This window comes from Actimicrobium sp. CCI2.3 (assembly GCF_035019065.1).
In the GTDB taxonomy this organism is placed as follows: domain Bacteria; phylum Pseudomonadota; class Gammaproteobacteria; order Burkholderiales; family Burkholderiaceae_D; genus Actimicrobium.
Genome location: NZ_JASJWR010000017.1, coordinates 39906 through 66129, shown reverse-complemented (window position 1 = coordinate 66129; position 26224 = coordinate 39906). Strand labels below are relative to the sequence as shown.

At 57.3% G+C, this 26224-nt stretch carries 20 protein-coding genes and 3 tRNA genes; 7 read left to right on the top strand and 16 right to left on the bottom strand.

The genetic code is table 11. The annotated features are described in order from the left end of the window. Positions 1-15 precede the first annotated feature (15 nt). Genes QN370_RS11210 through QN370_RS11200 form a run of 3 tightly spaced genes read right to left on the bottom strand, consistent with a single transcriptional unit; the run spans position 16 to position 3858 of the window. Positions 16-2490, bottom strand: a complete 2475-nt coding sequence (locus tag QN370_RS11210) for a DEAD/DEAH box helicase (protein ID WP_322127873.1) — start codon at positions 2488-2490, stop codon at positions 16-18. After that, entirely contained in the window at positions 2483-3253 is a 771-nt protein-coding gene (locus QN370_RS11205; protein WP_322127874.1) for a fumarylacetoacetate hydrolase family protein, read from the bottom strand. The genes QN370_RS11210 and QN370_RS11205 overlap by 8 nt, the downstream gene beginning before the upstream one ends. Further along, positions 3253-3858 (bottom strand): 3'-5' exonuclease, encoded by a 606-nt coding sequence (locus QN370_RS11200; protein WP_322127875.1) that lies wholly within the window; start codon positions 3856-3858, stop codon positions 3253-3255. Before QN370_RS11200 ends, QN370_RS11205 begins: the two co-directional genes overlap by 1 nt. A gap of 79 nt (positions 3859-3937) precedes the next feature. On the opposite strand from QN370_RS11200, the gene QN370_RS11195 reads away from it, so the two are divergent. Then, complete coding sequence (locus QN370_RS11195) at positions 3938-4243, top strand: DUF6172 family protein (protein WP_322127876.1); 306 nt, start codon at positions 3938-3940, stop codon at positions 4241-4243. A gap of 115 nt (positions 4244-4358) precedes the next feature. Here the strand turns inward: QN370_RS11195 and QN370_RS11190 are convergent, their stop codons facing one another. Continuing rightward, positions 4359-4778: a VOC family protein gene (locus QN370_RS11190; protein ID WP_322127877.1), complete on the bottom strand. Its 420-nt coding sequence runs from the start codon at positions 4776-4778 to the stop codon at positions 4359-4361. Between the two features lie 110 nt (positions 4779-4888). Continuing rightward, positions 4889-5404 carry a homoprotocatechuate degradation operon regulator HpaR gene (gene hpaR, locus QN370_RS11185; protein WP_322127878.1) on the bottom strand — a complete coding sequence of 172 codons (516 nt, stop codon included), beginning with the start codon at positions 5402-5404 and terminating at the stop codon, positions 4889-4891. 122 nt (positions 5405-5526) lie between these two features. On the opposite strand from hpaR, the gene QN370_RS11180 reads away from it, so the two are divergent. Beyond that, complete coding sequence (locus QN370_RS11180; RefSeq protein ID WP_322127879.1) at positions 5527-6468, top strand: bestrophin family protein; 942 nt, start codon at positions 5527-5529, stop codon at positions 6466-6468. A gap of 12 nt (positions 6469-6480) precedes the next feature. Continuing rightward, positions 6481-8007 carry an acetyl-CoA hydrolase/transferase family protein gene (locus tag QN370_RS11175; RefSeq protein WP_322127880.1) on the top strand — a complete coding sequence of 509 codons (1527 nt, stop codon included), beginning with the start codon at positions 6481-6483 and terminating at the stop codon, positions 8005-8007. A gap of 8 nt (positions 8008-8015) precedes the next feature. Here the strand turns inward: QN370_RS11175 and QN370_RS11170 are convergent, their stop codons facing one another. Further along, a complete protein-coding gene (locus QN370_RS11170) occupies positions 8016-8330 on the bottom strand; it encodes an EthD family reductase (protein WP_322127881.1) in 315 nt (104 codons plus the stop codon). A 145-nt stretch (positions 8331-8475) separates the two neighbouring features. Between QN370_RS11170 and QN370_RS11165 the strand changes: the two genes are divergently transcribed. The 4 genes from QN370_RS11165 (at position 8476) to ltaE (ending at position 12565) form a co-directional block, all read left to right on the top strand. Further along, complete coding sequence (locus tag QN370_RS11165) at positions 8476-9162, top strand: glutathione S-transferase family protein (RefSeq protein WP_322127882.1); 687 nt, start codon at positions 8476-8478, stop codon at positions 9160-9162. Positions 9163-9192: 30 nt separating this feature from the next. Next, the gene (locus tag QN370_RS11160; protein WP_322127883.1) at positions 9193-10512 is read left to right on the top strand and encodes a phospholipase D-like domain-containing protein; all 1320 of its coding nucleotides are present in this window, start codon (positions 9193-9195) and stop codon (positions 10510-10512) included. 86 nt (positions 10513-10598) lie between these two features. Beyond that, positions 10599-11546 (top strand): cation diffusion facilitator family transporter, encoded by a 948-nt coding sequence (locus QN370_RS11155; protein WP_322127884.1) that lies wholly within the window; start codon positions 10599-10601, stop codon positions 11544-11546. Then, positions 11543-12565, top strand: a complete 1023-nt coding sequence (gene ltaE / locus QN370_RS11150) for a low-specificity L-threonine aldolase (RefSeq protein WP_322127885.1) — start codon at positions 11543-11545, stop codon at positions 12563-12565. Before QN370_RS11155 ends, ltaE begins: the two co-directional genes overlap by 4 nt. Positions 12566-12799: 234 nt before the next feature. Here ltaE and QN370_RS11145 read toward each other — a convergent pair whose 3' ends face one another. The 10 genes from QN370_RS11145 to QN370_RS11100 form a co-directional block, all read right to left on the bottom strand. Then, positions 12800-14728, bottom strand: coding sequence for a SurA N-terminal domain-containing protein (locus QN370_RS11145; protein WP_322127886.1), 1929 nt, complete (start codon positions 14726-14728; stop codon positions 12800-12802). Between the two features lie 318 nt (positions 14729-15046). Continuing rightward, positions 15047-15123 (bottom strand) — tRNA-Asp (locus QN370_RS11140). An 86-nt stretch (positions 15124-15209) separates the two neighbouring features. Next, a tRNA-Val gene (locus QN370_RS11135) sits at positions 15210-15285 on the bottom strand. A gap of 256 nt (positions 15286-15541) precedes the next feature. Beyond that, on the bottom strand, positions 15542-17953 hold the full coding sequence (gene lon / locus QN370_RS11130) for an endopeptidase La (protein ID WP_322127887.1): 2412 nt from the start codon (positions 17951-17953) through the stop codon (positions 15542-15544). Positions 17954-18183: 230 nt separating this feature from the next. Continuing rightward, positions 18184-19452 carry an ATP-dependent Clp protease ATP-binding subunit ClpX gene (gene clpX, locus QN370_RS11125; protein WP_322127888.1) on the bottom strand — a complete coding sequence of 423 codons (1269 nt, stop codon included), beginning with the start codon at positions 19450-19452 and terminating at the stop codon, positions 18184-18186. 171 nt (positions 19453-19623) lie between these two features. Then, positions 19624-20244, bottom strand: coding sequence for an ATP-dependent Clp endopeptidase proteolytic subunit ClpP (clpP, locus tag QN370_RS11120; RefSeq protein ID WP_009666625.1), 621 nt, complete (start codon positions 20242-20244; stop codon positions 19624-19626). A gap of 35 nt (positions 20245-20279) precedes the next feature. Continuing rightward, the gene (tig, locus tag QN370_RS11115) at positions 20280-21632 is read right to left on the bottom strand and encodes a trigger factor (RefSeq protein WP_322127889.1); all 1353 of its coding nucleotides are present in this window, start codon (positions 21630-21632) and stop codon (positions 20280-20282) included. Positions 21633-21663: 31 nt separating this feature from the next. Next, positions 21664-21750: transfer RNA gene (locus QN370_RS11110), tRNA-Leu, on the bottom strand. A 173-nt stretch (positions 21751-21923) separates the two neighbouring features. Further along, positions 21924-25013 (bottom strand): efflux RND transporter permease subunit, encoded by a 3090-nt coding sequence (locus QN370_RS11105; protein WP_322127890.1) that lies wholly within the window; start codon positions 25011-25013, stop codon positions 21924-21926. Beyond that, a complete protein-coding gene (locus tag QN370_RS11100) occupies positions 25010-26149 on the bottom strand; it encodes an efflux RND transporter periplasmic adaptor subunit (RefSeq protein WP_322127891.1) in 1140 nt (379 codons plus the stop codon). Before QN370_RS11100 ends, QN370_RS11105 begins: the two co-directional genes overlap by 4 nt. Positions 26150-26224 lie beyond the last annotated feature (75 nt).

Genomic DNA, 26224 nt, shown 5'->3' with positions numbered 1-26224 from the left:
CGCCGGCCAGCGACGTCAAGCCAGCGGTGCCAGCAACCCCAGCAAATCGTCGGCGTCGAACTTGGCTGAAAAAGCGGCATCGTTGCCAAGCACGCCCTCGGCCAGCGCCGCCTTGCGCGCCTGCAGTGCCAGAATGCGCTCTTCAATGCTGCCCTCGACGACCAGCTTGTAGACCAGCACGGTCCGGGTCTGGCCGATGCGGTGCGCGCGTGCCGTCGCTTGCTCCTCGACGGCCGGATTCCACCACGGATCGAGATGGATCACGGTGTCGGCTGCCGTCAGGTTCAGGCCGACACCGCCCGCCTTGAGACTGACCAGCAGAATCGGCACCTGCAAGTCCTGGAATCGGGCAACGATCTCGCCGCGCTGCGCCGTTGGCGTCTTGCCAGTCAGCGACAGCCAAGGCAATCCCAGCGCATCGAGTTCGACTTCGACCAACGCCAGTAATTCGGTGAACTGCGAAAACACCAGCACGCGCCGCCCTTCCGCCACCAGCACCGGCAACAGATCGCATAACAAGGCGATCTTGGCGCGCTCCATCGCCGGTGCCATCGCCGGACCTTTCAGCAAGTACGGATCGCAGCACACCTGGCGCAACTTCAGCAACGCGTCGAGGATCGAGATCTGCGCATGGCGAAAGCCCTTGCGCGCCAGCACCCTGCGCACCTGCTCATCGCACGCTACCCGCACGCTTTCGTACAGGTCGCGCTGATGTCCCTGCAATTGCACGCGCTTGATGATGTCGATGCGCGGCGGCAGTTCGGTGGCGACGTCGCTCTTGCGCCGTCGCAGAATAAACGGGCGCACGCGTTGCGCCAGCAACTGGGCACGCACGGTTTCGCCATTGACTTCGATGGGCTTGCGCCACAGGCGCTGGAAGCTGCGCTGATCGCCCAGAAAACCCGGCAGTAGAAAATCAAACTGGGTCCAGAGTTCGCCAAGATGGTTTTCCAGCGGCGTGCCGGTGATGCACAGGCGATGGCGTGCCTGCAAGCGACGGATCGCGTTGGCACTGCGCCCGGCCGGATTCTTGACGCTTTGCGCTTCATCGAGGATCAGCAAATGAAAACGCTGCACCCGCAAGCGATCGAGGTCACGCCACACCAGCGGATAGGTGGTCAGCACGATGTCGTACTGCGCCATCAGCGCAAAACCGCTATCACGCTGCGCGCCTTGCAAGGTCAGTACGCGCAGGTCCGGTGCCATCCGCTGCGCCTCCGCTTGCCAGTTGAACAGCAACGACGTCGGCAGCACCACCAGCGCCGGACAATCGAGCCGGCCGGCTTGCTTTTCGATCAGCAGATGGGCCAGCGCCTGCGCCGTTTTGCCTAGTCCCATGTCATCAGCCAGAATGCCGGCAAGGTCATGGGCACGCAGATATTGCAGCCAGGCGACGCCATGCAATTGATAAGGGCGCAGCGTCACCCCCATTCCCGCTGGCGCAACCACCGGCTGCACGCCACCAACGGCCGACAAGCGCTGCGTCAACTGCTGCAAGCCAGCCTCACCTTGCAATTGCCATTGGCCGTGCGGCCCCGCACGTTCGGCTTGCGAAGCCAGCAGGCTGATGCGTAATTGCTCCAGCCGCTCGGCATCCCATGATGACAGCAACAAGGGACCGTCCTTGCGGCGCGGATCGGTCAGCAAATCGAGCATGCTGGTGACGATGGCCTTGAGTGGTGCCGCGAACGCGTCAATGCGCTTGCCACCCGGCGCGCGTAACCGGATCACCGACGCATCATCGATCTGCGCAATCAGTGCGGCATTGAGCCAGCGCCGGTCTTGCTTGAGCAACAGCGCCAGCATCGGCACCAGATCGAGCAGTTGACCATTGATTTCGATACCCAGTGACAGCAGCCACGAACCGGCATTGGCGGGTCCGCCCAACGCGACCACGCCATTGGCACGGCGGCGCAACGGTGCAGCGACTTCCTTGCCCAGCACCTCGCCATTGACCGGATTGATCACCAGATGCCACGCATCGACGGCCACGCTCTCGTGCGCAAATCCCGGCCGGACCACGATGCGCCAGCCCAGTTCCTGCAAACCGGGCAATTGCTCGGCCCAAAAATCGCCAAAAAATTCTTCCTGCAGCAAGCTCCACAATGACTGGCCGGCCGGCAGCACACTGTCGCTGCGCCATTGCAGTGACTTGGCCGGCAAAGGATGAAAACCCAGCTCCAGAATCCGGTCCAGCGCATCGGCCTCGGCACCCAGGTCGCGCATCAGCGCTACTTGCTGGCCGGTCTCGTCGAGCACCGGTGCCATGCCGGCAGGACGACGATTGAGCAGTCCGGTCGGTGCAACGATCTGCCAGCGCAGGCCCGACGGCGTCGCATAGGTCCAGTCGATCTGCGCCACGGTCACGTTACCGCCGCGTGGTCCGAATAATCCGGACGGCCGCATCCCGAGCAAGCCGTCGCCACGCGTCAAGGTTTGCAAGGTCAGCCGGGGACGAAAGGTGCCGACAACCGCGTCCGGTTCAGTCATCGGCCTTGAAGCAGACCGACAACGTGCCGAGTGCGCCGTAACGGATGCGCACCTCGGAAGCGAGCGGCAACGGCAAGCTGCCCGCGTACGAACCGGTGATCACCACCTGCCCGGCACGCAAACCTTCGCCTTGACTGCGCAGGTACTCGGCCAGCCAGTACAGCGGCAAGCGCGGATTGCCGTCGGGATGGCGACCTTGCAGCGGACTGTTTGCGTTACCGACCTGCAGTGCCAGCTCACCGCAATCGGCATCGTCATCAACCACCGGACCGAGGAATAATCCCTGGTTGACCAGCGCGTCGGCAAGATTGTCGATGAAGCTGACCGCGTGATGATCGGTGTAGCGGCTCTCGAGCAGTTCGAGTGCGAGATGCGTGCGGGCGATGGCGCAGTCAACATCGGCCGGCGTGTAAGGCTGATCGCGTGCCGGCAAGTCACGGGCAAGCACATAGGCCAGCTCCGGTTCGACGCGCAGGATGCCATCACGTACCCGCACCGGACAGGGACTTGCCGTGTGAATCGCCTCCCGGTAAATCGGTGCCAGCACCAGTTTTCCGGGCGACGGCAACGCGCATTTCCAGCCACCGATATCGGCAGCTAGCTGACGGGTGACCGCGCGCTGGATCGCCAGCGCAGCAGCGACATCCGTCGGACGATAGCCTTCGGCCAGCGCCGCGCCTTGACGCCGGGTGCGGCGGCGCGCTACCAGCTCGGTGGCGGCCAGTTCGATGCGCGCGATGTCGTCCTCGGCAAGTGAACGCATCAGGGCAAGTCCAGCGCGTCATGAACACGCGCAGCTCCATAGGCATCGTTGGCGGCATACAGCACCTGTGCATCGGTCAGTCGTGGGTTGGCCCAATTGGACGTTGCGGCCCTTTTTGACTTGAGAAAGCGCCGTTGAAAGAGCACCGCTACTGCTCCCTTGACGCCGATGTCCTTGCGATAACCGCGCGCCCGAAATACCGCATTGAGATCCAGCACCGCCGACGGTGCCACACCCAGCTTGGACACGATACGCCGGGTATCGTCACCCAGACCAAATCCCGCCTTGACGTGCTTGCCATTGGCCAGCAGTGCACAGACTTGCTCCGCACAATCCGGATCCTGTAACTGAAACACCCAGGCGCGATGGCGGGTCGCCAACTGAATGATGTGCGGCCCATCGGAAACCTGGTCCTTGAAAAAAGTAGGACGGGATTCGGTATCGAAGCCCCAGACCGCGCAGTCACTCAGCTCGGCACACGCCTCGCGGGCCTCTACGGCGCTACGCACGATCACGATCCGGTCGAGTCCGAGCCGGTCAAAAGGGTCGAGCAAGGCAATCTCATCCTTGCCCGGTATGGGGAGTGGTTCGCGCGGTATCGTCATAGCTGCTCAGGATACCTTGTCGCGTATAATCGCGCCCTTCATTCCACACTGACTGCGCCACCAGCGTTCCCGAATCGCCATGAGAAAAATTTTTCCACTGACCCAGGAGGGTCTTCACCGCGATCGCGTACTCGACGCCGTAAAACACGATATCCGCAAGTACATCAAGCGTGAGCAGCGCCGCGAGTTGCCCGACGGTGCGGACTTCCTCGATTTCGATTGCCGTCTCGGAGCCAGCAAGGACACGGCAAAATCGGTCCATCTGTCGGCCTTGACCGCGCATCTCGATGAAGTCGCGAACACGGGCGCGACCGAGGCCTATGTCGAGATCCTGGCCAAGCCGGGATTTCGCCAGGCGCGTCCGACCGGTGATCGCTCGAAATAAAACGCCATCAGATCGTCCGCACTGCCCTGCCTGCATGGAGGGTGGCACCGGCCAGTTATCAACGCCGTGGCCAATTATCGGATTGGCACTTGCCATCGTTAATTGGCCGCAACGTTCAGGCACCAGGTTCCACACCCACCATCCACGATACGCCATAGCGATCGATCAGCATGCCGTAGTGCGGTGACCAGAAAGTTTTGGACAACGGCATCGTCACTTGCCCGGCGTCACCCAGCGCAGCGAATACCCGCTCGGCCTCGGCCTCATCGGGCACAGCGACCGACAGCGAAAATCCCTGAAAGCCATGCGGCCCCGGGCAAGGGCTGTCTGACGCCATCACGGTGCTGGCACCAACATGAAAAGACGCATGCAGGATCTTGTCGTCGTAGTGCGGCGGCACCATGCCCGGCGGCATGGGTTCGGGACTGTCCTTGTAACGCATCATCATTGATACTTCGACACCGAGCGCCTTGCGATAGAACGTGAGCGCGTCTTCGCAATTTCCGTTGAAGAACAAATAGGGTTGGAGTTGCATCACTTTTCCTTTCCGAAAAAGGTCATCGCAGACTGCATGACCAACGCCTATTTTTTCTGATTTTCCATTTGCCGGGTCTGATTAAACGCAGATCAACGCTACCTATCCGATCATTCAGCCGCCGCGGCACCCTCTTTTAAAGCACGTCGTCGCGCCACCACCTGCGCCCTGGCCGGCAACGCAATGCGCTCGACCGACTGACTGTCTGCCGCAATAAACGCTTCCATCGCCATCGACAAATCGGCGAACAGTTGCGTACCGAATGCCCGCTCGATCTCGCGGTATTGCGCCTCGACCAGCGGTGCCAGTTCGGCCATCAGCTGGTCGCCTTTTTTGGCCAGCTGCACCAGTACGCGACGCTGGTCACCGGCGATCCGACTGCGCCGGATCAATTGCATGTCTTCCATGCGCGCCAGTATGCCGGCCATGCTGGGACTCAACATCTGGCACAACGTGCAGATCTCACGCGGCTCAAGCTGTTCGTGTTCATCCAGCACACGCAAAATGCGCCATTGCTGTTCGGTCAGACCGAAGTGATTCAGGATGGGCCGGAAGTGCGCCATCAGGCAATCGCGCGCCTTCAAAAAAACCTGTGGCAGGTTGCGGTGGGCAATGCGTTTTCTCATCGTGTGCTCCGGATCCGACGGATCGGTTGGTTCATGAAATCTCCCGTGGTCATTGCTTGACTCGCTAATATCTTAGCAATTAATATCACTGCCATGTTAGTGAATTTTACTGAAAGCGCATCATGATAATCAGAGACCGGCCTTCCGGACTCAAGCTGTTCCTGCTGCTGCGCGGCTCCGTGCTGCCGCGCATCCTGCCGACACTCATCGTCAATATTGTCATCGCGACGCTAGTGACGGTGTCGCACGGCGATCTCTACACATTAAAGATCACGCTAACGACGATCCCGTTCACCCTGATCGGTCTGCCGATTGCGATTTTTCTTGGCTTTCGCAACAACGCTGCCTATGACCGTTTCTGGGAGGGCCGCAAATTGTGGGGAGAGCTGGTGCTGCGCTGCCGGAATCTGTCGCGCCAGTGCCAGAGCCTGATCGATGATCCCGAACCAGCGGTTGCCAGTCTGGGCTTGGCGGATGTGCGGGTGCGCATGATTTACCGTGCGATTGCTTTTTCGCTTGCGCTGCGTGACCGTTTGCGCAACCAGCCAATTACCGGCGAGTTGCAAACGCTACTGCTGCCCGGGGAATGGGAGCACATGGAAGCGGCCCGCAACAAGCCGGACTTTCTGATGCTGCGCATGGGACAGGACTTGCGCTTGAGCCTGAAGGAAGGCCGCATCGATCCATGTCTGGCCGTCGCGATCGACACGACCTTGTCGGCGATGACCGCTGCTGCGGCCTCGTGCGAACGTATCCGTAATACGCCGATCCCGTTTTCGTACACGCTGCTGCTGCACCGCACTGCCTACATTTATTGCTTCCTGCTGCCGTTCGGACTGGTTGATTCGATCGGGTTCATGACGCCATTCGTGGTCGCCGTCGTCGCCTATACATTCTTCGGACTGGATGCGCTCGGCGATGAAATCGAAGAGCCGTTCGGTACCGAGTCGAATGACTTGCCGCTAGACGCGATCTGCCGCGCCATTGAAATCGACATGCGTGCATCGCTGCAGGACACGTCCATCCCGCCACCCCTGATGCCGATCAATTTCTGTCTCACCTGACCTGGAGTCTTCATGCATGACCAACACCACGACCGCATCCGCCTGCCCGCGCTGCGCGAGCGCATCACCACTGCCACCGAAGCGGCTGCGCTGATCCAGGATGGCATGACCATCGGCATGAGCGGCTTCACCAAATCGGGCGATGCCAAAGAAGTGCCGCTGGCAATGGCAGAACGGGCCCGTCAGTCGCCGTTCCGGATCACGCTGATGACCGGGGCATCGCTGGGCAACGATGTCGACAAGCTGCTGACCGAAGCCGGCGTGCTGGCCCGACGCCTGCCGTTCCAGGCCGATCCGGTCCTGCGCGCGGCCATCAATCGCGGCGAAGTGATGTATGTCGACCAGCATCTGTCGGAGACCGTCGAGATGCTGCGCACGCGCCAGCTCGGTCCGATCGATGTCGCCATCATCGAAGCCATCGCGATCACCGAGACCGGCGCAATCATCCCGTCGACCTCGATTGGCAACAGCGCCAGCTTTGCGATATTGGCCGACAAGGTCATTGTCGAAATCAACCTGAACCAGTCACTCGAACTCGAAGGTCTGCACGACATCTTCATCCCCAAGCATCGGCCGCAACGCGAACCGATGCCGCTGATGACGCCGCACGATCGCGTCGGCACCACCGCGATCCACATCCCGCCGGAAAAAATCGCCGCCATCGTCATCACCGAAAGAAACGACAGCTCATCGACCATCCTGCCGCCGGATGCGGACACCGATGCGATCGCTGCGCACCTGGTCAATTTCTTCAACGAAGAAGTCCGTCTCGGCCGGCTCACCAACAGCCTGCTGCCGTTGCAAGCCGGTATCGGCACGATTGCCAATGCCGTCATGACCGGCTTCATCGACAGTCCGTTCGAGCACCTGACGATGTATTCGGAAGTGCTGCAGGATTCGACCTTTGACCTGTTCGATGCCGGCAAGCTGGACTTCGCTTCCGGGTCGTCGATCACGCTGTCAGCCGACAAGGGCAAACAGGTGTTTGGCGAACTGGCGCGGTACAAGGAGCGACTGGTCCTGCGCCCGCAGGAGGTCAGCAACCATCCTGAAATTATCCGCCGCCTTGGCATCATCGCCATCAATACCGCGCTGGAAGCCGACATCTACGGCAACGTCAATTCCACCCATACGCTGGGCACACATGTGATGAACGGCATCGGCGGTTCCGGGGACTTTGCGCGCAATGCCTATCTGGCCGTGTTTGCGACCAAGTCGCTAGCCAAGGAGGGCAAAATTTCCAGCATCGTTCCGATGGTCTCCCATGTCGACCATAACGAACATGATGTCGACATCCTCGTCACCGAAGTCGGCCTGGCCGACCTGCGCGGACTGGCACCACGCGAACGCGCCACAGTCATCATCGATAACTGCGTCGCCGAACCGTACCGGCACATGCTCAGGGAATATGTGGCCGAAGCCGCAAAGCGCGGTGGCCATACGCCGCATGTGCTGGAAAAAGCCTTGTCCTGGCACACGCGTTATCGCGACACCGGCACGATGCTGCTGCCGCGCGTCACGCTGGCGGCAACGATCTGACCGGCTGATTAGCCGACTATCACTTCGCTGATCTGCATTACCGGCGCGAGGTCGGTGTAGTTTGGAATGTCGCCGAGGATTTCGGCGACATGCGGGCCAAAGCCGGCCTGAAAACTCTCGACCGAATCACTGAAGATGTGGCACATCCCGATGTAGGTCGGCGGCGTGCCGGGTGCGCCACCGGACAGCCCCTTGTCGACCGTATAAAACTTGCAGGACTCTCCCATGCGCGCTTTGACGAGCGGCATGTGGTTGTCACGGTAGTACTCGTGATTGAAACGGGCACCAGGGGTGTTGGGGTACATCACGCTAACTTTGATCATGGCTGGTCTCCTGGTTATAAATAGTTGTCGACCCGATAGGACGGGCGAGTCGAGTGTGCCAGAAATATTTCAGGGATGCCTGTACCATCGCGAGGCAGTATCGATTTGACTCTCCCTGCCACCCGTTTATCTGAAAAGGACTCTCATGATCAAATTCTATTTTCATCCGTCACCGAACCCGCTCAAAGTCGCCCTCTTCCTCGAAGAAGCCGGCCTGCCTTACGAGACCATTCCTGTCGATACGCGCAAAGGCGAACAGCACCTGCCGGACTTCCTGAAAATCAATCCGAATGCCAAGACACCGGCGCTGGTCGATGGCGATGCGATCGTCTTCGACAGCAACGCGATCCTGCTGTATCTGGCAGAAAAAACTGGCCAGTTCCTGCCGGAGAACACGCCTGCCGCCCGTGCGCAACTGTATTCATGGCTGATGTTCGTGGCCAGCGGTATCGGTCCGTATTCGGGCCAGGCCGTGCATTTCAAGCACTTTGCCCCCGAGCCAAAAGACTACGCGGTCAACCGCTACACCTTTGAAGCCGAGCGCCATTACGCCATCCTCGATGCCCAACTGGCAAAGCACCGCTACATGCTGGGTGACACTTACACGCTGGTCGACATGGCCGTCTGGGGCTGGGCGCGTGTACTGCCATTCATCCTTGGCAAGGACGCCTGGGACAAGCTGCCCAACCTCAAGCGCCTGTTCGACGAGATCAATGCCCGTCCGGCAGCACAGCGGGCCGAAGCGCTGAAATCGCAATTCACGTTCAAGGCCGAGATGGATGACGCCGCGCGCGCGCAGATGTTTCCGCAGAACGCCCGCCTGGTTAGCTAAAGCAGCCATGCACCGACCGACCGGCCCCACGTGATTTTCAGATTGCGGCGCTTGCTGCGCTTGCGCAATCTGCTGCGCATGGCCATTGGCGTGTCCACCACGCTGATGCTGGCACTGGTGTTCGTGGTGCTCTTTGAACCGGGTCTGACCTACCATACCAGTGCGCCCGTGCCATCGACCCGCTCGCCGGTATTGCTCGACTTGCTCGGCAGCGCGGTCGAGCAAGCGCCGCTGGCATTGGGCGGTACGACGATCTACCCGGAAGGTGAAAATTTTTACCCGGCCGAGCTGGCGTTGATCCGCAGCGCCAGCACATCGATCGATCTCGAAGCCTTTATTTTTCATGCGACACCGATCGGCCAGCGCTTCATCGACGCGCTGGCCGAACGCGCACGAGCCGGCGTTGCCGTGCGCGTCGTTGTCGATGCCGTCGGCAGCCTGCCGACACCCGATCATTTTTTTGACACGCTGCGTGCCGCTGGTGCGCAAGTAGCGTGGTACCAGCCGTTTCGCTGGTACACACTCAAACGCTGGAACAACCGTACGCACCGCGAGCTGCTGATCGTCGATGGCCAGACCGCGTTCATTGGTGGTGCCGGGATTGGCACGGCCTGGGACACCGGCACCGATGCCTCGCCAGCGTGGCGCGATCTGATGGTACGTGTCACGGGCACGCCGGCACGCGCCTTGCAATCCGTCTTCGCGCAGAGTTGGCTGGAGAGCCATGGTGAAATTCTCGTCGGCCCCGAAATGTTACTGGGCCGAACCACCCTGCCCGCCGCCATCGATCTCGACCACTCGGTCGCTCTGGTGGTAGGCAGCACACCGACCGGCGGCCGCTCGACCCGCGCCCGCACACTGTTCCAGATTCTGGTCGGCGCAGCGCGACAGGAATTACTGATCACGTCGCCCTACTTTGTACCGGACCAATCGATGCGCAACGCGCTGCTCGACGCGGTCGCCCGAGGGGTGAGCGTGACGATCATGACCAACGGCAGCCACAACAACCACACGATTGCGCGACTGGCCAGTCGACGCTGGTACGGCGAACTGATCGCCGGCGGCGTACAGATTCATGAATACCAGCCTGGCATGCTGCATGCGAAAATCATGCTGGTTGACGACTTGTGGTCGGTCGTCGGATCAACCAATTTCGACAACCGCTCGTTCGGATTGAATAATGAAGTCAATCTGGTCCTGCGAGATGCGACAATCGCGACCGAGCTCAAACACACGGTCGCCAGCTATCTTGATCAAAGTCATCAGGTCACGCTGGCAGACTGGGCCGACCGGTCGATCGGTGAGCGGGCTCTGGCAGCGTTCGGATCCATCCTGGAGCGGCAGGAGTAATACGGCAAGGCTATACAGCAGGACACAACCAGCAGGACCAACATCCCCCTCGCCACACGAGGGCAAAAATAATACAGGGAAATACCATGCAAGCCATCGACGAACTGGACGAACTGGACGAACACGATGACGAGAACACACCGTCACGGCAAGAGGCGGCCAAGCGCAGCACGCTCGTTAGCGTCTTCGTCAACATCGGCCTGACCATCGGCCAGGTCACCACTGGCATACTGGCGGGATCAGCAGGACTGATCGCCGACGGCATTCATTCGCTCTCGGATCTGGTTGCTGACTTTGTCGTCCTGTTTGCCAATCACCATAGCCAGAAGGCACCGGATGAAGACCATCACTACGGCCACCAGCGCTACGAAAATGCCGCCTCGCTCACGCTGGGCCTGCTGCTGCTCGCCGTTGGCGTCGGAATGCTGTGGGGCGCCTTTCACAAGATCGAACAACCGGGTGCAATCCAGCAGGTCAAATCGATCGCGATCTGGGTTGCCCTCGCTGCGCTGCTGGCCAAGGAACTGCTCTTTCGCTACATGCTCAATGTGGCGCAGAAAGTGCGTTCCAGCATGCTGATCGCCAATGCCTGGCACGCCCGCTCGGACGCTGCCGCGTCTCTGGTGGTGGCCGTCGGCATCGCCGGCAGCCTGCTGGGTTATCCGATGCTCGACCCGCTGGCGGCGATGATCGTCGGCTTCATGGTCACGAAAATGGGATGGAGTTTTGCCTGGGACGCGCTGCAAGATCTGATGGATCGCGCGGTTGATGACGAGACCGTGCAGGCCATCCGTGTCACCCTGACGGAGACTCCCGGCGTGCTGGGCTGGCATGACCTGAAAACCCGCAAGGCCGGCGACATGATCCTGGTCGATGTTCATCTTGAAATTGATGCTGACATCACCGTCGAGCAGGGCCACGACATCGCCCTTGATGCACGTCGCCGTGTCATGGAGCGACACGCTGTTCTGGACCTGATGACCCACGTTGATCCGCTTCGGATCAAGCCGTCCCCACCACAAGGAGTCGTATGAATCACCTGATCGATTTGCGTAGCGATACCGTTACCCGTCCTGGTCCCGCCATGCGTGCCGCCATGGCTGCCGCCGAGGTCGGCGACGATGTGTACGGTGATGACCCGACCGTCAACCGTTTGCAGCACGTCACTGCGGAACTGTTCGGCTATGAAGCGGCGTTATTTGCACCTTCTGGTACACAAAGCAATTTGATTGGTCTGATGGCACATTGCGGTCGTGGTGATGAATATCTGGTTGGTCAGGAAGCGCATACCTACAAGTACGAGGCAGGCGGTGCGGCCGTGCTCGGAAGCATTCAGCCGCAACCGCTGCCGCAGCAGGCCGATGGCTCACTGGCGCTGGCTGATATCGCCGGGGCGATCAAGCCCGACGACGTCCACTTTGCGCGCACGCGTTTGCTGGCGCTCGAAAATACGATTGGCGGTCGTGTACTGCCGCGTGATTATCTGGATGCCGCCACCACGCTGGCTCATCAACGCGGCCTGATCACCCATCTGGATGGCGCGCGCATCTTCAATGCCGCCGTCAAGCAAGGCATCAGCTTGCAGGCGGCGACAGCGGGTTTTGATTCGGTATCGGTGTGCCTGTCCAAAGGGCTGGGCGCGCCCATCGGCTCGGTACTGTGCGGCAGCCGCGACATGATTCAGCGGGCGCTGCGCTGGCGCAAGATGCTCGGTGGCGGCTTGCGCCAGGCGGGTATTCTGGCGGCGGCTGGCTTGTATGCTCTGGAGCATCACGTCGACCGGCTGGCGCAAGATCATGACCATGCAACGCTGCTGGCGATTGGCCTGGCAGAGATAGACGAGCTGACTGTCAGTACTCCGCAAACCAATATCCTGTATGCCGATATGGCGGCGGCCCATTGCGCACCGCTCGAAAAATATCTGCTGGACAATGGTATTACCGCGCGGATCACGCCGCACATGCGTCTGGTCACCCACCTTGATGTTTCTCGCGACGATGTGACTCGTACCATCGCGGCGTTCAAGGCGTATTTTCAAGGCGCACATCGCTGAACGATGCACGCATCCGGAACGATGAATACGGCAGGACACTTCTGGCCGCTGGAACAAAGAGGACCACGTGATGGCGGTGACCAGTAGACAGCCGAAGTGATAAGAGTTACTCATTGAACTGGAAAACTATCTCAACCCCGAGACCGTGAACAGTCCACTTGGTTGATCTGCAAACAAGAAGGCCACACTGGACGCGATGCCAGTGTGGCCTTCAATGCTTCACCACCAGATCAGTTACTGACGCTCATCCGCCACCACCGGCGTGCTGGTGACTGGCTTGATTATTTTCACTTTGGCTTTTTTCTTGAGTGCATCGATGTAGGCGAGCATTTCCTGCTGGGCCAGTGCATTGGCAATTTGCTTTTGCTCTCCAAGACGCCGTGGTGCATCGATCTTCTCGGCCTGTGCGACTTTGCTGATGCGATACACCGCATAACCCTGGCCTGCCAGATCCGTACCCACAATGGCTGGCAACTTGCTGACATCAGCTTTCATGACGCTGTCGAATCCCGCACCATTGAGCGCGTCATTTTTCGCCCGCGACACCACTTTGGCAGCACCAAATCCCGTTGCCTCATCGGCGAGCTTGAGCGCAGCAAGTTTCGTTTCCCCTGCTTTTTTAGCGAGTACGGCAGACTCTTCAGCAATCACTTTCTCACGCACGATTGCTTCCACTTCTGCAAATGGTCGCTTGCCCACTGGCTTGTATTGAACCACACGGCCAGCTACGAGCGTACTTGGCGCCACTTCAACGGCTTCGGTGTTGTGCTTGCTTTTCAATGACTCGTCGGCAAACAGCGCGTTGAGAAATTTCTGATTATTGGTCAAGGCAGACTGTGGTGTCGAAGGATTCGGGGTCCGGCTGACTGCTGACGCTGTTTCCACTTTCAGCTTGAGCTTGTCGGCAACCGGCTTGAGGCTATCTGACTGTTCATAGACTGTATTGCTAAACACCTCTGCGGCCTCCGAATACTGCTTGGCTGCTTTTTGTTTCTTGATGTCAGCAATGATCTCCGGCTTGACCTGCTCAAACGTACGGAACGATGCAGGCTTAATTTCTGTCACTTCAATGATATGAAATCCAAAATCGGATTCAACAACATTGCTGATTTCATTTAACTTGAGCTTGAACACCGCGTCTTCAAACGGCGGAGTCATCGCACCTTTGCCAAAGAAATCCAGATCACCACCATTGGGTGCGCTGCCCTGATCTTCGGAATTAGCTTTGGCGATCCTGGCAAAATCTGCAGGGTTCTTGCGCACTTGCGCGAGCAATTTCTCCGCCTTGTCTTTGGCCAATGCCTTGTCGGCGGCCGAACCGCCTTTTTTCAGATTGATCAAAATATGGCTGGCCCGACGCTGTTCTTCAACGCCGTAGCGGTTTTTATTTTGTTCGTATAAGCCCGATGCTTCCTGATCGGTGACAGCAATCTGTGCCGCCAATGCCTCGCTGCTCAACACGACGTACTCGATGTTGGCTTGCTCCGGCACTTCAAACTGACGACCATTCTTGTCGTAATAAGTCTTCAGCAGTTCAGGCGTGACTTTTACCTGCGCGGCATAGTCGGCAGGCTTGAAAAGCAGTTCCTGCACTGTGCGTTCCTGCTCGCTGATCTCGGACAGTCGAGTCGTTACTGTCTTGGGCGCGAAGGCCGTTGACTGTATCGCTGAATTCAATTGTTGCGCAGCCATGTCCTGGCGTAAGCGCTGCTCGTACATCGCTGGAGTCATGCCTTGCATGGCGAGCAGGGAGCGATAACGCTCACCATCAAATTTGCCATCGGGACCCACCAGACCATCAATGCTGGTAATGCTCTGCTGCAGGGCCTTGTCAGCCACGCTCAAGTGCTGCCGTGCCACTTCGACCGACAGGGCACGCTGTGCGATCAGACTATCCAGCGCACCTTGGCGCGCCTCAGGCGTATCGAACATCTTCTGATCGAACTGCGCACCAAACATCTGCTTGAAACGCGCCATTTGCTCGCTTAATGCTGCGTCATACTCAGGTTTAGTGATGGGTTGGCCACCAACTTTGGCCACCACATTTTCGGCATCCCCGAAACTTTTATAACTACCCAAGCCCACCAGAGCGAATGACGGAACTATGATTAGCAGCAATAGAAACTGCATCAAGCGTTTATGCGTACGGACGAATTCAAACATGATCAACCATTCAGAGACAAGTTGCGACCAATTCTATCGCAGTGATGCATATGAAAAAAGGCGAACTCGCGTTCGCCTTTTCGGATGTGTTGGCGGAGTGGAAGGGACTCGCCTGCATACTGCAGGCCGCGGAATCGCTTGCAAGCGATTCCCTTCGAGTCCCGACGTGATTCCTATGGAATCACTACTGCGTCATTATTGTTCTGGCGGAGTGGACGGGACTCGCCTACATACTGCAGGCCGCGGAATCGCTTGCAAGCGATTCCCTTCGAGTCCCGATGTGATTCCTATGGAATCACTACTGCGTCATTATTGTTCTGGCGGAGTGGACGGGACTCGAACCCGCGACCCCCGGCGTGACAGGCCGGTATTCTAACCAGCTGAACTACCACTCCTGATTACTGCAACCCTGAATCACAATCAAATTGCTTGCAATTTAACTGTACACAACGTGAACAACGTCGTGATGCAGAAGACGTCCTGGTGGGTGCTGAGGGGCTCGAACCCCCGACCTACGCCTTGTAAGGGCGCCGCTCTACCAACTGAGCTAAGCACCCTAGATATGGCCTTGGGCTGCCAGTCGACTGCATATTGCTACTTTTCCGATGTTTGTCACCACACCGAAGTCGACGATCTTAACTCATACAGGTTGGATTTGCCATGCTTAAATGCGCAGAAGCCGGACAATCGCCGTGTAAAAGCGCGATGCAATAAATTCCAGCCTGCATCGGGATGCGTCCGCCACGCACTCTCCCAAAGAGAATATAAAAATGGCGCTCAATCGAGCGCCATTTACGAGGCCACAACCGTCGATCAGTGCTTCACGATAAGCGGATCAACCGTCTCTTTCTTTTGCGCAGCCAGTGCACTCAACGCGACTTCTTCATCGGTCAAGGGTACCGGCGATCTCTCCAGCGCAATTTCAAGCGCCTTATCGATCCAGCGTACCGGCACGATCTCAAGCTTGTTCTTGACGTTGTCCGGAATCTCGGCCAGGTCCTTCACATTTTGCTCGGGAATCATCACCGTCTTGATACCACCGCGATGCGCTGCAAGCAGCTTTTCCTTCAACCCGCCGATCGGCAGCACTTCACCGCGCAACGTGATCTCACCCGTCATCGCGACATCGGCACGCACTGGTATCCCGGTAAAGGAAGAGACCATGGCAATCGTCATCGCCACGCCAGCCGATGGTCCGTCTTTCGGCGTTGCACCTTCCGGCACGTGGATGTGAATATCGTTCTTTTCGAACGCATCGAGTTTGATGCCAAGGTTACGGGCACGGCTTCGTACCACTGTGCGCGCTGCCTCGATCGATTCTTTCATCACGTCGCCCAGCGTTCCGGTACGGATGATCTGTCCCTTGCCTGGCATTGTTACCGCTTCGATGGTCAGCAGGTCGCCACCTACTTCTGTCCATGCCAGACCGACGACTTGTCCGATCTGGTTTTCTTTTTCTGCGACGCCGAAATCATAGCGCCGCACGCCAAGGAACTTGTCGATATTCTTGCCGGTCACCGCCACTTTTTTATCCTGCTTTTTAAGTAACAGCATTTTGACGACTTTACGGCAGATCTTCGAGATTTCCCGCTCGAGGGAACGCACGCCCGCTTCACGGGTGTAGTAGCGAATAATGTCGCGAATCGCCGACTCGGCGACGCTGATTTCGCCTTCCAGCAAACCGTTGTTCTTGATTTGCTTTGGCAGCAAATAGCGTTGCGCGATGCTGGTTTTTTCGTCTTCGGTGTAGCCCGACAAGCGAATCACTTCCATCCGGTCAAGCAACGCCGGCGGAATATTGTACGAATTCGAGGTCGCGACAAACATCACGTCCGACAGGTCAAAATCAACCTCGACGTAATGATCCGAAAACATATGATTCTGTTCCGGGTCCAGCACTTCAAGTAACGCTGACGACGGATCACCACGGAAATCCATACCCAGCTTGTCGATTTCGTCGAGCAAGAACAGAGGATTGCGCACACCAGTTTTCGCCAGACTCTGCAGGATCTTGCCCGGCATCGAACCGATATAAGTACGACGGTGGCCGCGAATCTCAGCCTCGTCGCGCACGCCACCCAATGCCATGCGAACGAACTTGCGGTTCGTCGCGCGTGCAATTGACTGACCTAGCGACGTCTTACCGACACCAGGGGGACCGACGAAACACAGAATCGGCGCTTTTAACTTGTCGACACGCTGTTGTACGGCGAGGTATTCCAGAATGCGTTCCTTGACCTTGTCGAGACCGAAATGGTCGTCTTCAAGTACTTTTTCGGCATTCGACAAATCGTTATTGACCTTGGATTTTTTTCTCCATGGCAGCCCGACCAGCGTATCAATGTAGTTGCGTACGACCGTAGCCTCGGCTGACATCGGCGACATCAACTTGAGCTTTTTGAGTTCGCTGTTGGCCTTGGCAAGCGCTTCTTTTGGCATCTTGGCGGCAACGATTTTTTTCTCGAGCTCCTCGAGATCCGCACCCTCTTCGCCCTCACCCAGTTCTTTCTGGATCGCTTTGACTTGCTCGTTGAGGTAGTACTCGCGCTGCGATTTTTCCATCTGGCGCTTCACGCGTCCACGGATCCGCTTTTCTACCTGCAGGATATCGAGCTCACCTTCAAGCTGGCCCAGCAAATGCTCATGGCGTTTTGCGACGTTGAAAATTTCGAGAATGACCTGCTTTTGCTCAAGCTTCAGCGGCAAATGTGCGGCAATCGTGTCGGCCAGGCGACCTGCATCATCGATGCCGGCCAGCGAGGTCAGAATTTCAGGTGGGATTTTCTTGTTCAGCTTCACATACTGATCGAACTGCTGAACGATCGCACGACGCATCGCTTCGACTTCTGCCTCATCACCGGACTCGGATTCCACCGGCGTCAGGTCGGCAATGAAATGCGTATCAAGTTCGCTGATGTGATGGATGCGAGCGCGCTGGGTGCCCTCAACCAGCACTTTGACGGTGCCGTCAGGAAGCTTGAGCATCTGGAGAATATTGGCAATACATCCGATTTCGTAAATATCATCGGCGGATGGTTCATCCTTGGCGGCGGCTTTTTGCGCTGCCAGCATGATGCTCTTCCCTTGTTCCATCGCTGCCTCGAGGGCTTTAATGGACTTGGGACGACCAACGAATAGCGGTATGACCATATGCGGAAAAACTACGACATCGCGCAAAGGCAATAACGGTAACTGGGTATGTTCAGTAAAAGTGGGAGTCGTCATGGCGAGCCTTATCAAAAACGTGTAATTGATGTTGGCGCGAGAGCGGAAAACACAAGGCCGTTCACGAACAAATATCAGTGGACGAAAAAATCCCGGTAAAAAACCGGCCACCAATTCAGTGTGACCGGCATCTCGACGGATTGTCACTGGTCCGTATTATTTGATGCTACTGCGTTCGCCCGAAAAAACCGATGGCAACACGGTATTTTCAGGCTGTAAAAACTCGGATATTACTTCGAGCCGGCTACTTTCGGCTGATCATGATAAATCATTAACGGCTTGACGCCCTGAGTGATAGTGTTTTCGTCAATCACTACTTTTGAGACATTTTGCTGATTCGGCAATTCAAACATGACGTCCAGTAAAGCATGCTCAAGAATCGAACGCAAACCGCGTGCACCCGTCTTGCGCTGCAAAGCTTTGCGAGCGATTGCCTGCAGTCCCGCAGGGCGGACTTCGAGCTCAGCGCCTTCCATTTGCAACAAGCGCGCGTACTGCTTGATCAAGGCATTTTTTGGCTCAAGCAAAATCTGGATCATGGCGTCTTCGGTCAGCTCGCTGAGCGTGGCCACCACCGGCAAGCGGCCAACCAGTTCCGGAATAAGGCCGAACTTGATCAGATCTTCCGGCTCAGCTTCGAGCAATACTTCGCTGGCAGTCCGCTCGCTCTGGCTTTTTACGCTGGCAGAGAAACCGATGCCGCTTTTTTCAGACCGATTGCTGATGATCTTGGCCAGACCATCGAACGCACCACCACAAATAAACATGATGTTGGTCGTATCAATCTGAACGAAATCCTGATTCGGATGCTTGCGACCGCCTTGTGGCGGCACCGATGCCATCGTACCTTCAATCAGTTTCAGCAATGCTTGCTGCACGCCTTCACCGGATACATCTCGGGTGATTGACGGGTTGTCGGACTTGCGTGAAATTTTGTCGATTTCGTCGATGTAGACAATACCCTTCTGGGCTTTTTCTACATCGTAATTGCAGGCTTGCAACAGCTTCTGGATGATGTTTTCAACGTCTTCACCGACATAACCTGCTTCGGTGAGCGTCGTTGCATCGGCAATAACGAAAGGCACATTGAGCATGCGTGCCAGCGTTTGTGCGAGCAGCGTCTTGCCAGAACCCGTCGGACCGACCAGCAGGATATTGCTCTTGGCTAGTTCAACATCATCTTTCTTCCCAAGATGGCGCAATCGCTTGTAGTGATTGTAGACGGCGACGGACAGGATGCGCTTTGCACCCTCTTGCCCGATCACGTACTGACCTAGCAGCTCACAAATTTCTTGCGGCGTTGGCAACTCAGATTTAGGACCAGCTACAGATTCCACCGTAGAAGCTTCGTCCCGAATGATGTCATTGCAGAGATCAATACATTCGTCGCAAATAAATACGGAGGGACCGGCGATCAGTTTTTTAACCTCATGCTGGCTCTTGCCACAAAATGAGCAGTACAGCAATTTCTCGCTGGTAGTAGATTTTTTATCGGACATGGAGAACTTGAAAGTGGTGAGGTTTGCTTGATATTACCTGCGAAATCACTATCCGTCACGGCGACGCATCAGAATGTGACCGGACGGCGCAGGCATCGTCGCCTGAAAACAAAACGCCCAGACGGTTAGCTGTCCGGGCGTTCAGTATGATCGGGCCTTACGCGTCGCAGATTACTCGCGGGTGGTCAGGACTTTATCGATCATGCCGTACTTTTCGGCTTCATCGGCAGACATGAAGTTATCCCGTTCGGTATCACGGCGAATTTCCTCGATCGTGCGCCCGGTCTTGTCGGCAAGAATGCCGTTCAGACGTTCGCGCAGGTAAAGGATTTCCTTGGCTTGAATCTCGATGTCCGTTGCTTGACCTTGCGCACCACCAGATGGCTGGTGAATCATGATGCGCGAGTTCGGCAGCGAGAAGCGCTTGCCCTTGGCACCAGCAGCCAGCAGGAAAGCACCCATCGATGCAGCCAAACCAGTACACAACGTCGAGACATTCGGCTTGATGAACTGCATCGTGTCGAAAATTGCCATGCCAGCCGAGACTGAACCGCCAGGTGAATTGATATACAGCGAAATATCCTTATCCGGATTCTCGCTCTCCAGGAACAGCAGTTGCGCCACGATCAGGTTGGCCACACCGTCGTTGACCGGACCCACTAGAAAAATGACGCGTTCTTTCAGCAAGCGCGAATAAATGTCGTACGACCGTTCCCCGCGTCCGCTTTGCTCGATCACCATCGGAATCATGCCGAGCATCTGTGGTTCCATCGCGAAATTTCTTGTCATCATGAATAGTTGCTTTCCTTTGGAGAGCACACGGCGTTTTACGCCTGCGCGTTGTTACTCATCAATTCATCAAAGGCAACAGACTTTTCTGTCACTTTTGATTTTCCCAAGACGTAGTTGACGACGTTTTCTTCCAATACAAGGGCTTCCACTTCAGCAAGGCGATTGCGGTCGCTGAAATAATATTGCATCACTTGCTGAGGGTCTTCGTAGCTCTTTGCAAAATCTTCAACCTGCGCCTTGACCTGCGCTGCCGTTGCTTGCAGGCTGTTGGTCTTGACCACTTCGGCCAGAATCAGACCGAGGCGTACGCGGCGCTCGGCCTGCGCAGCGAACAATTCCGGAGGAAACGGCATGTTCTTCACATCCATGCCGCGTTGCTGCATGTCCTGACGCGTCATCTCGACCAGACGCTCGACATCTTGCTCGATGAGCGCCTTTGGTACATCGAGTTCGGTTGCCTTGATCAGCGCATCCATCACACTGTCTTTGGTTTTGGCTTTGGTGCGACCGCCGACTTCACGCTCAAGGTTGACCTTGATGTCCGCGCGCATCTTGGCGATATCGCCATCTTCAACACCCAGCGTGATGGCAAACTCGGCGTCGACTTCAGGCATGTGAGCCCACTCGAGCTTTTTCAGCGTGATCGTGAATTCAGCAGTTTTACCGGCGACATCCTTGCCGTGGTAGTTCTCCGGAAACGCCAGCGGGAACGTCTTCGATTCGCCGACTTTCAGACCCGTGATGGCAGCTTCAAATTCAGGCAGCATCCGGCCTTCACCGAGCACGAAAGCGTAGTCATCAGCTTTACCACCCGGGAATTCAACACCATCGATCACGCCAGTAAAATCTACCGTTACCCGGTTGTCTTTTTGTGCTGCCTGATCCGGACCACCGTCGCCGTGCGCGTCTTGCTCGCCCTTGACGTGGAAGTGCGCACGCTGCTTGCGCAGTATGTCGATCGTTTTATCGATTTCTGCGTCAGTGACTTCGGTGACGGTTTTTTCAACTTCAGTGACAGCGAGGTCGCCGACTTTTACGTCAGGATAAATTTCAAACGTGGCTTCAAAAACAATCGCACCTTCAACGGCATTGTCGTCCGTTGCTTTTGGCTCGATGCGCGGATAACCGGCAACGCGTAAATTGTTTTCGTTGGCAGCATCATTGAAAGCGCGGCCAACTTTGTCATTCAGGACTTCAGTTTCAACCTGATAACCGAACTGGGCAGCTACCATTTTCATTGGCACTTTGCCTGGACGAAAGCCAGGTGCCTTGGCGGATTTGGCGCGTACCTTCAGGCGCTTTTCAACTTCGGCCTGGACATCTGCCAAAGGGACCGTGATCGTGATGCGGCGCTCAAGTTTTTCGAGGGTTTCGACAGCAGTTGCCATGTGAATCGTCCAAATTATAAAAAAAATTCTGTGGTGCGAGGAGGGGGACTCGAACCCCCACACCATTACTGGCGTCAGGACCTAAACCTGGTGCGTCTACCAATTTCGCCATCCTCGCGGGAATGTCCACCTGCCAAAAGCAAAAAGCGACCCGGAGGTAAATATGGTCGCCTTGCACTGCCTTTGCCAGAGGCCGGTCTACATCGAGCGATGATTTTACTGGATTTTATTCCAGCCCGCCGTGATTTTTGGCGCGGTGTTCATTCGTTGCACCGCACCGGGCAGAAGTGATCAGGCAGAAGAGGGTTTTTTGACCCGGAACCATGCTGCATACAACGCCGGCAAGAACAGCAACGTGAGCGCGGTCGCAACGATCAGTCCGCCCATGATGGCCACGGCCATCGGCCCCCAGAACACCGATCGTGACAGCGGAATCATGGCCAGCACCGCTGCGGCAGCGGTCAGGATGATAGGCCTGCAGCGTCGCACAGCCGATTCGACAATGGCATCCCACGGGGCCGCACCGGCAGCGATATCCTGCTCGATCTGATCGATCAGGATCACCGAGTTGCGGATGATCATCCCGAACAGGGCAATCACGCCGAGCTGGGCGACGAAGCCGAACGGCCGATGCAACAGTAACAAGGCGATCGCCGCGCCCGCCACGCCGAGCGGCCCCGTCAGGAATACCAGCAACGACCGCGAAAAACTATGCAGCTGCAACATCAGCAACGTGAAAATGATGAAGATCACCAGCGGCACATTGGCAGCGATCGACTCCTGTGCCTTGCCGCTATCGGCAGCCGCACCGGCCAACTCGATCTTGTAACCCGCCGGCAAACCAGCGCGCAGCGCAGCAAGCTTCGGATTGATCTGATCCGAGACCGTTGGCCCCTGAATGCCATCCGCCACGTCAGATTGCACTGTCACGGCCCACTCGCGTCCTTCGCGCCAGATCACGCCTGGCTCCCAGACAAACTGGGCACGCGCCAACTGCGACAGGGGCACCGACTTGCCACTCGCCGTCGGAATATTCGCCTGATCAAGCGCAGAAATCGTCGACCGTTCATCGACGGGTTGCCGCATCACGATATCGATCAAGCGATTGCCATCGCGATACTGACCGACCGTCGAACCGCTCAACAGCGTATTGGCTGCGCGCATCACCGACTGCGACGTCACGCCCACCGCGCGCATTTTTTCCTGATCCAGATCAATCCGCAAGACCTTGACCGACTCGTTCCAGTTATCGTTGACACCGATCGCATTCGGGTTCGCACGCATGATCTCCTTCACCTGATCGGCAATCGTCCGCACCTTTGTGGATTCCGTACCAGTGACACGGAACTGCACCGGATAGGGCACGGGCGGTCCGTTTGGTAACAGCTTGACGCGACCGCGCACTTCAGGAAAATCCTTTTTGAAGATCGCGACAATCTTCAAGCGCAATGCTTCACGCGCTTGCAGGTCTTTGGCCAGCACCACGATTTGCGACACGTTAGTCTGTGGAAAAATCTGGTCCAGCGGCAGATAAAAACGCGGGCTACCGGTACCGACATAACTGGTGACGCTTTCGACGCCATCCTGTTTCTGGATGAAGGCTTCAAACTTTTTCGCCTGCGCCTCGGTCGCTCTGAAGGCCGATCCTTCCGGCAACCACAGTTCGACCATCAGCTCGGTCCGACTGGAGTCCGGAAAAAATTGTTGCTCGATGAATTTAAAACCGAAAACGCCCAGACCAAACGCAGCCAGTGTCAGCAGGATCGTTGTCTTGCGCCATTCGACACACCAGTTGACCGTCTTGCGAAACCGGTTGTACATCGGTGTGTTGAACAATTCATGGTGGGCATCCACGCCGGCAGCAGGCTTGACCTTGAGCAGGACATAACCGATGTAAGGCGTAAAGATGACGGCCACCAGCCATGAGATCAGCAACGCCAGCGCATTGACCGAAAACATCGAAAACGTATATTCGCCGGCAGTTGACTTGGCCAGTCCGATTGGCAGGAATCCCGCTGCCGTGATCAACGTGCCGGTCAGCATCGGCATGGCAGTCGACGTGTAGGCAAAGGTGGCGGCATCAAAGCGCGACAACCCCTCCTCCATTTTGCGCACCATCATTTCAACAGCGATGATGGCGTCATCAACTAACAGACCAAGGGCGATGATCAGCGCACCCAACGAAATCTTGTGCAGGTCGATATCAAGGATGCGCATGAACAGGAACGTGATCGCCAGCACCAGCGGTATCGTCAGGCCGACCACCAGTCCGGGACGGATGTCGAGCCGGAAAGGTTTGGTGTGCAATCCGAGTGCCAGGAAACTGACGGCCAGCACGATCAATACCGCCTCGAACAGCGTGTGCAGGAATTCGCTAACCGAGGCAATCACGGCCTTCGGCTGATCCGCCACGCGCAATAACTCGACACCCACCGGCAACTTGGTCCGGACCTCCGCAAGCGTGCTGTCAAGGCTCTTGCCGAGTTCGATGATATTGCCGCCCTTCTCCATCGAGATACCGAGGCCGATGACATCCTTGCCATTGAAGCGCATCGTGTCTTGTGGCGGATCGCGATACTCGCGCCGGATCGTGGCAAAGTCTCCGAGCTTGAAACTGGTCCCGTTGGCGCGCAAATCGAGCGCCTGCAAATCCTTGACCGTCATCAGCGCGCCCGTCACACGCACCTGCAGGTTATCGGTCGGCGTCACCAGAATACCGGTTCCCTCGACCGAGTTTTGTGCCGCGAGTTGCGCGACAACGCTGTCCATCGTGATGCCTAGCTGGGCGAATTTCTTTTGTGAAAACTCGATCGTGATGCGCTCGTCCTGCGCGCCGAACAACTCCACTTTGGCAACCGATTTCACGCGGAGCAACTGCTGACGTACAAAGTCGGCATAGTCCTTCACTTCGGCATAGGTGAAGCCGTCGCCGGATAGCGCAACGATCGAGCCATACGTGTCGCCGAACTCGTCGTTGAAATACGGGCCATTGACACCGGCCGGCAACGTCGCGCGGATATCACCGATTTTCTTGCGCACCTGATACCAGGACGCCGCCGTTTCTTTCGACGGCGTTGATTCGCGCAATTGCAGGATGATGGTGGTTTCACCGGGCTTCGAGTAGCTGCGAATCTTGTCGATGTAGGGCGTTTCCTGCAGCTTTTTTTCAAGCTTGTCAGCGACTTGCTCGGCCATCTGCAGGGCCGTTGCGCCAGGCCAGGTGGCCCGCACCACCATGGCACGAAACGTGAATGGCGGATCTTCGTCCTGACCCAGCCGGGCATAGCTGAGCATGCCGCCGATCAGCAGCACCGCCATCAGGTAACGCGTTAGCGGGATGTGTTCCAGTGCCCAGCGCGACAGGTTGAATCCGCCTTTCATTTGCTCGCTCCGCCCTGAAACGAGACCGCATCGCGCACGGCAAGGTCGTCATTGAGGATGGTGACTTTCTGGCCGGACTTGAGCAGATTGACGCCAGCGATGACGATGACCTGACCGGCAGAAACACCACCGGACAACAGCATGTCGTTGCCGGCAGGACCGGCGACCTGGACCGGCACCAGGCTGACTGCGCCCTTGTCAATGACCCAGACCGCCGTATTCGGTTTGTCGCGCACCAACGCGTTGAGCGGGACACGGATCATTCCTTGCGGGACCTTGCTGACGAACGTGACATAGGCGGTCATGCCCAGACGCACCTGCGCTGCCTCGCTCGGCAAAGCAATGCGGGCGGTGAACGTGCGCGAGACCGGATCAGCGATCGGAGACAGTTCGCGCAATTTTCCCTCAATCACGGTTCCCGGATCGGCCCATATATGCACACGGATCGTACCCACCTGGCGCAATAATTCCACCTGGTCTTCGGGGATGCCAATGACCACATCCTTTTCGCGGGTCTGCGCCACGCGCAACACGGGCGTTCCGGCCGCGACGACCTGGCCGGCTTCCGCATCAATCCCCGTGACGACACCGTCGACATTGGCCACCAGTGTCGTGTAACCGGTCTGGTTGATTTGATTGCGTGCTACCGCCGCGGCCTGATCGAAGCTGGCCTGCGCCGCCTGAAAAGCAGTTTGCTTGGCATCCAGCACAGCCTGGCTCACAAAATTACGCGCCCGCAATTCCACATAACGCTGTTGCTCGGCAAGGGCCAGATCACGATTACTCTGCGCGGCCTTCAACCCGGCTGCCGACTGCAATTGCGCCAATTCAAAATCCTGCGGATCGAGCTGCATGAGCACCTGTCCGCGCTTGACCAGGCTACCCACCTCGACCTTGCGCGCGACGATCTTGCCGCCAACGCGAAAGCCAAGGCGGGATTCGATACGTGGTCGCACGTCGCCGGAAAACTCGGCGGTCGCATCCGCATCGGCGGCGACCAGTTTCATGGCGCGCACCGGTCGAATGTCGTCGGTTTTTTCGACCGGCTTGGAACACGCGGCGAGCAATACCAGCGCCAGCATGACCGAAGCCATTGGCGTGGCAGAAAAACAGCAGGAGTTGAGACGGGAAGTCAAGATGCTTTCCTTTATGATGCGGGCTGAAAAAGAAAGACTGGGAACGGGAATTTTCACCAGCAGTTCTAGTACCGC

Excerpts from the sequence above, each read along its gene's own strand:
- QN370_RS11210 (WP_322127873.1), bottom strand. The coding sequence starts at position 2,490 with ATGACTGAACCGGACGCGGTTGTCGGCACCTTTCGTCCCCGGCTGACC.
- QN370_RS11205 (WP_322127874.1), bottom strand. The coding sequence starts at position 3,253 with ATGCGTTCACTTGCCGAGGACGACATCGCGCGCATCGAACTGGCCGCC.
- QN370_RS11200 (WP_322127875.1), bottom strand. The coding sequence starts at position 3,858 with ATGACGATACCGCGCGAACCACTCCCCATACCGGGCAAGGATGAGATT.
- QN370_RS11195 (WP_322127876.1), top strand. The coding sequence starts at position 3,938 with ATGAGAAAAATTTTTCCACTGACCCAGGAGGGTCTTCACCGCGATCGC.
- QN370_RS11190 (WP_322127877.1), bottom strand. The coding sequence starts at position 4,778 with ATGCAACTCCAACCCTATTTGTTCTTCAACGGAAATTGCGAAGACGCG.
- hpaR (WP_322127878.1), bottom strand. The coding sequence starts at position 5,404 with ATGAGAAAACGCATTGCCCACCGCAACCTGCCACAGGTTTTTTTGAAG.
- QN370_RS11180 (WP_322127879.1), top strand. The coding sequence starts at position 5,527 with ATGATAATCAGAGACCGGCCTTCCGGACTCAAGCTGTTCCTGCTGCTG.
- QN370_RS11175 (WP_322127880.1), top strand. The coding sequence starts at position 6,481 with ATGCATGACCAACACCACGACCGCATCCGCCTGCCCGCGCTGCGCGAG.
- QN370_RS11170 (WP_322127881.1), bottom strand. The coding sequence starts at position 8,330 with ATGATCAAAGTTAGCGTGATGTACCCCAACACCCCTGGTGCCCGTTTC.
- QN370_RS11165 (WP_322127882.1), top strand. The coding sequence starts at position 8,476 with ATGATCAAATTCTATTTTCATCCGTCACCGAACCCGCTCAAAGTCGCC.
- QN370_RS11155 (WP_322127884.1), top strand. The coding sequence starts at position 10,599 with ATGCAAGCCATCGACGAACTGGACGAACTGGACGAACACGATGACGAG.
- ltaE (WP_322127885.1), top strand. The coding sequence starts at position 11,543 with ATGAATCACCTGATCGATTTGCGTAGCGATACCGTTACCCGTCCTGGT.
- QN370_RS11145 (WP_322127886.1), bottom strand. The coding sequence starts at position 14,728 with ATGTTTGAATTCGTCCGTACGCATAAACGCTTGATGCAGTTTCTATTG.
- lon (WP_322127887.1), bottom strand. The coding sequence starts at position 17,953 with ATGACGACTCCCACTTTTACTGAACATACCCAGTTACCGTTATTGCCT.
- clpX (WP_322127888.1), bottom strand. The coding sequence starts at position 19,452 with ATGTCCGATAAAAAATCTACTACCAGCGAGAAATTGCTGTACTGCTCA.
- clpP (WP_009666625.1), bottom strand. The coding sequence starts at position 20,244 with ATGATGACAAGAAATTTCGCGATGGAACCACAGATGCTCGGCATGATT.
- tig (WP_322127889.1), bottom strand. The coding sequence starts at position 21,632 with ATGGCAACTGCTGTCGAAACCCTCGAAAAACTTGAGCGCCGCATCACG.
- QN370_RS11105 (WP_322127890.1), bottom strand. The coding sequence starts at position 25,013 with ATGAAAGGCGGATTCAACCTGTCGCGCTGGGCACTGGAACACATCCCG.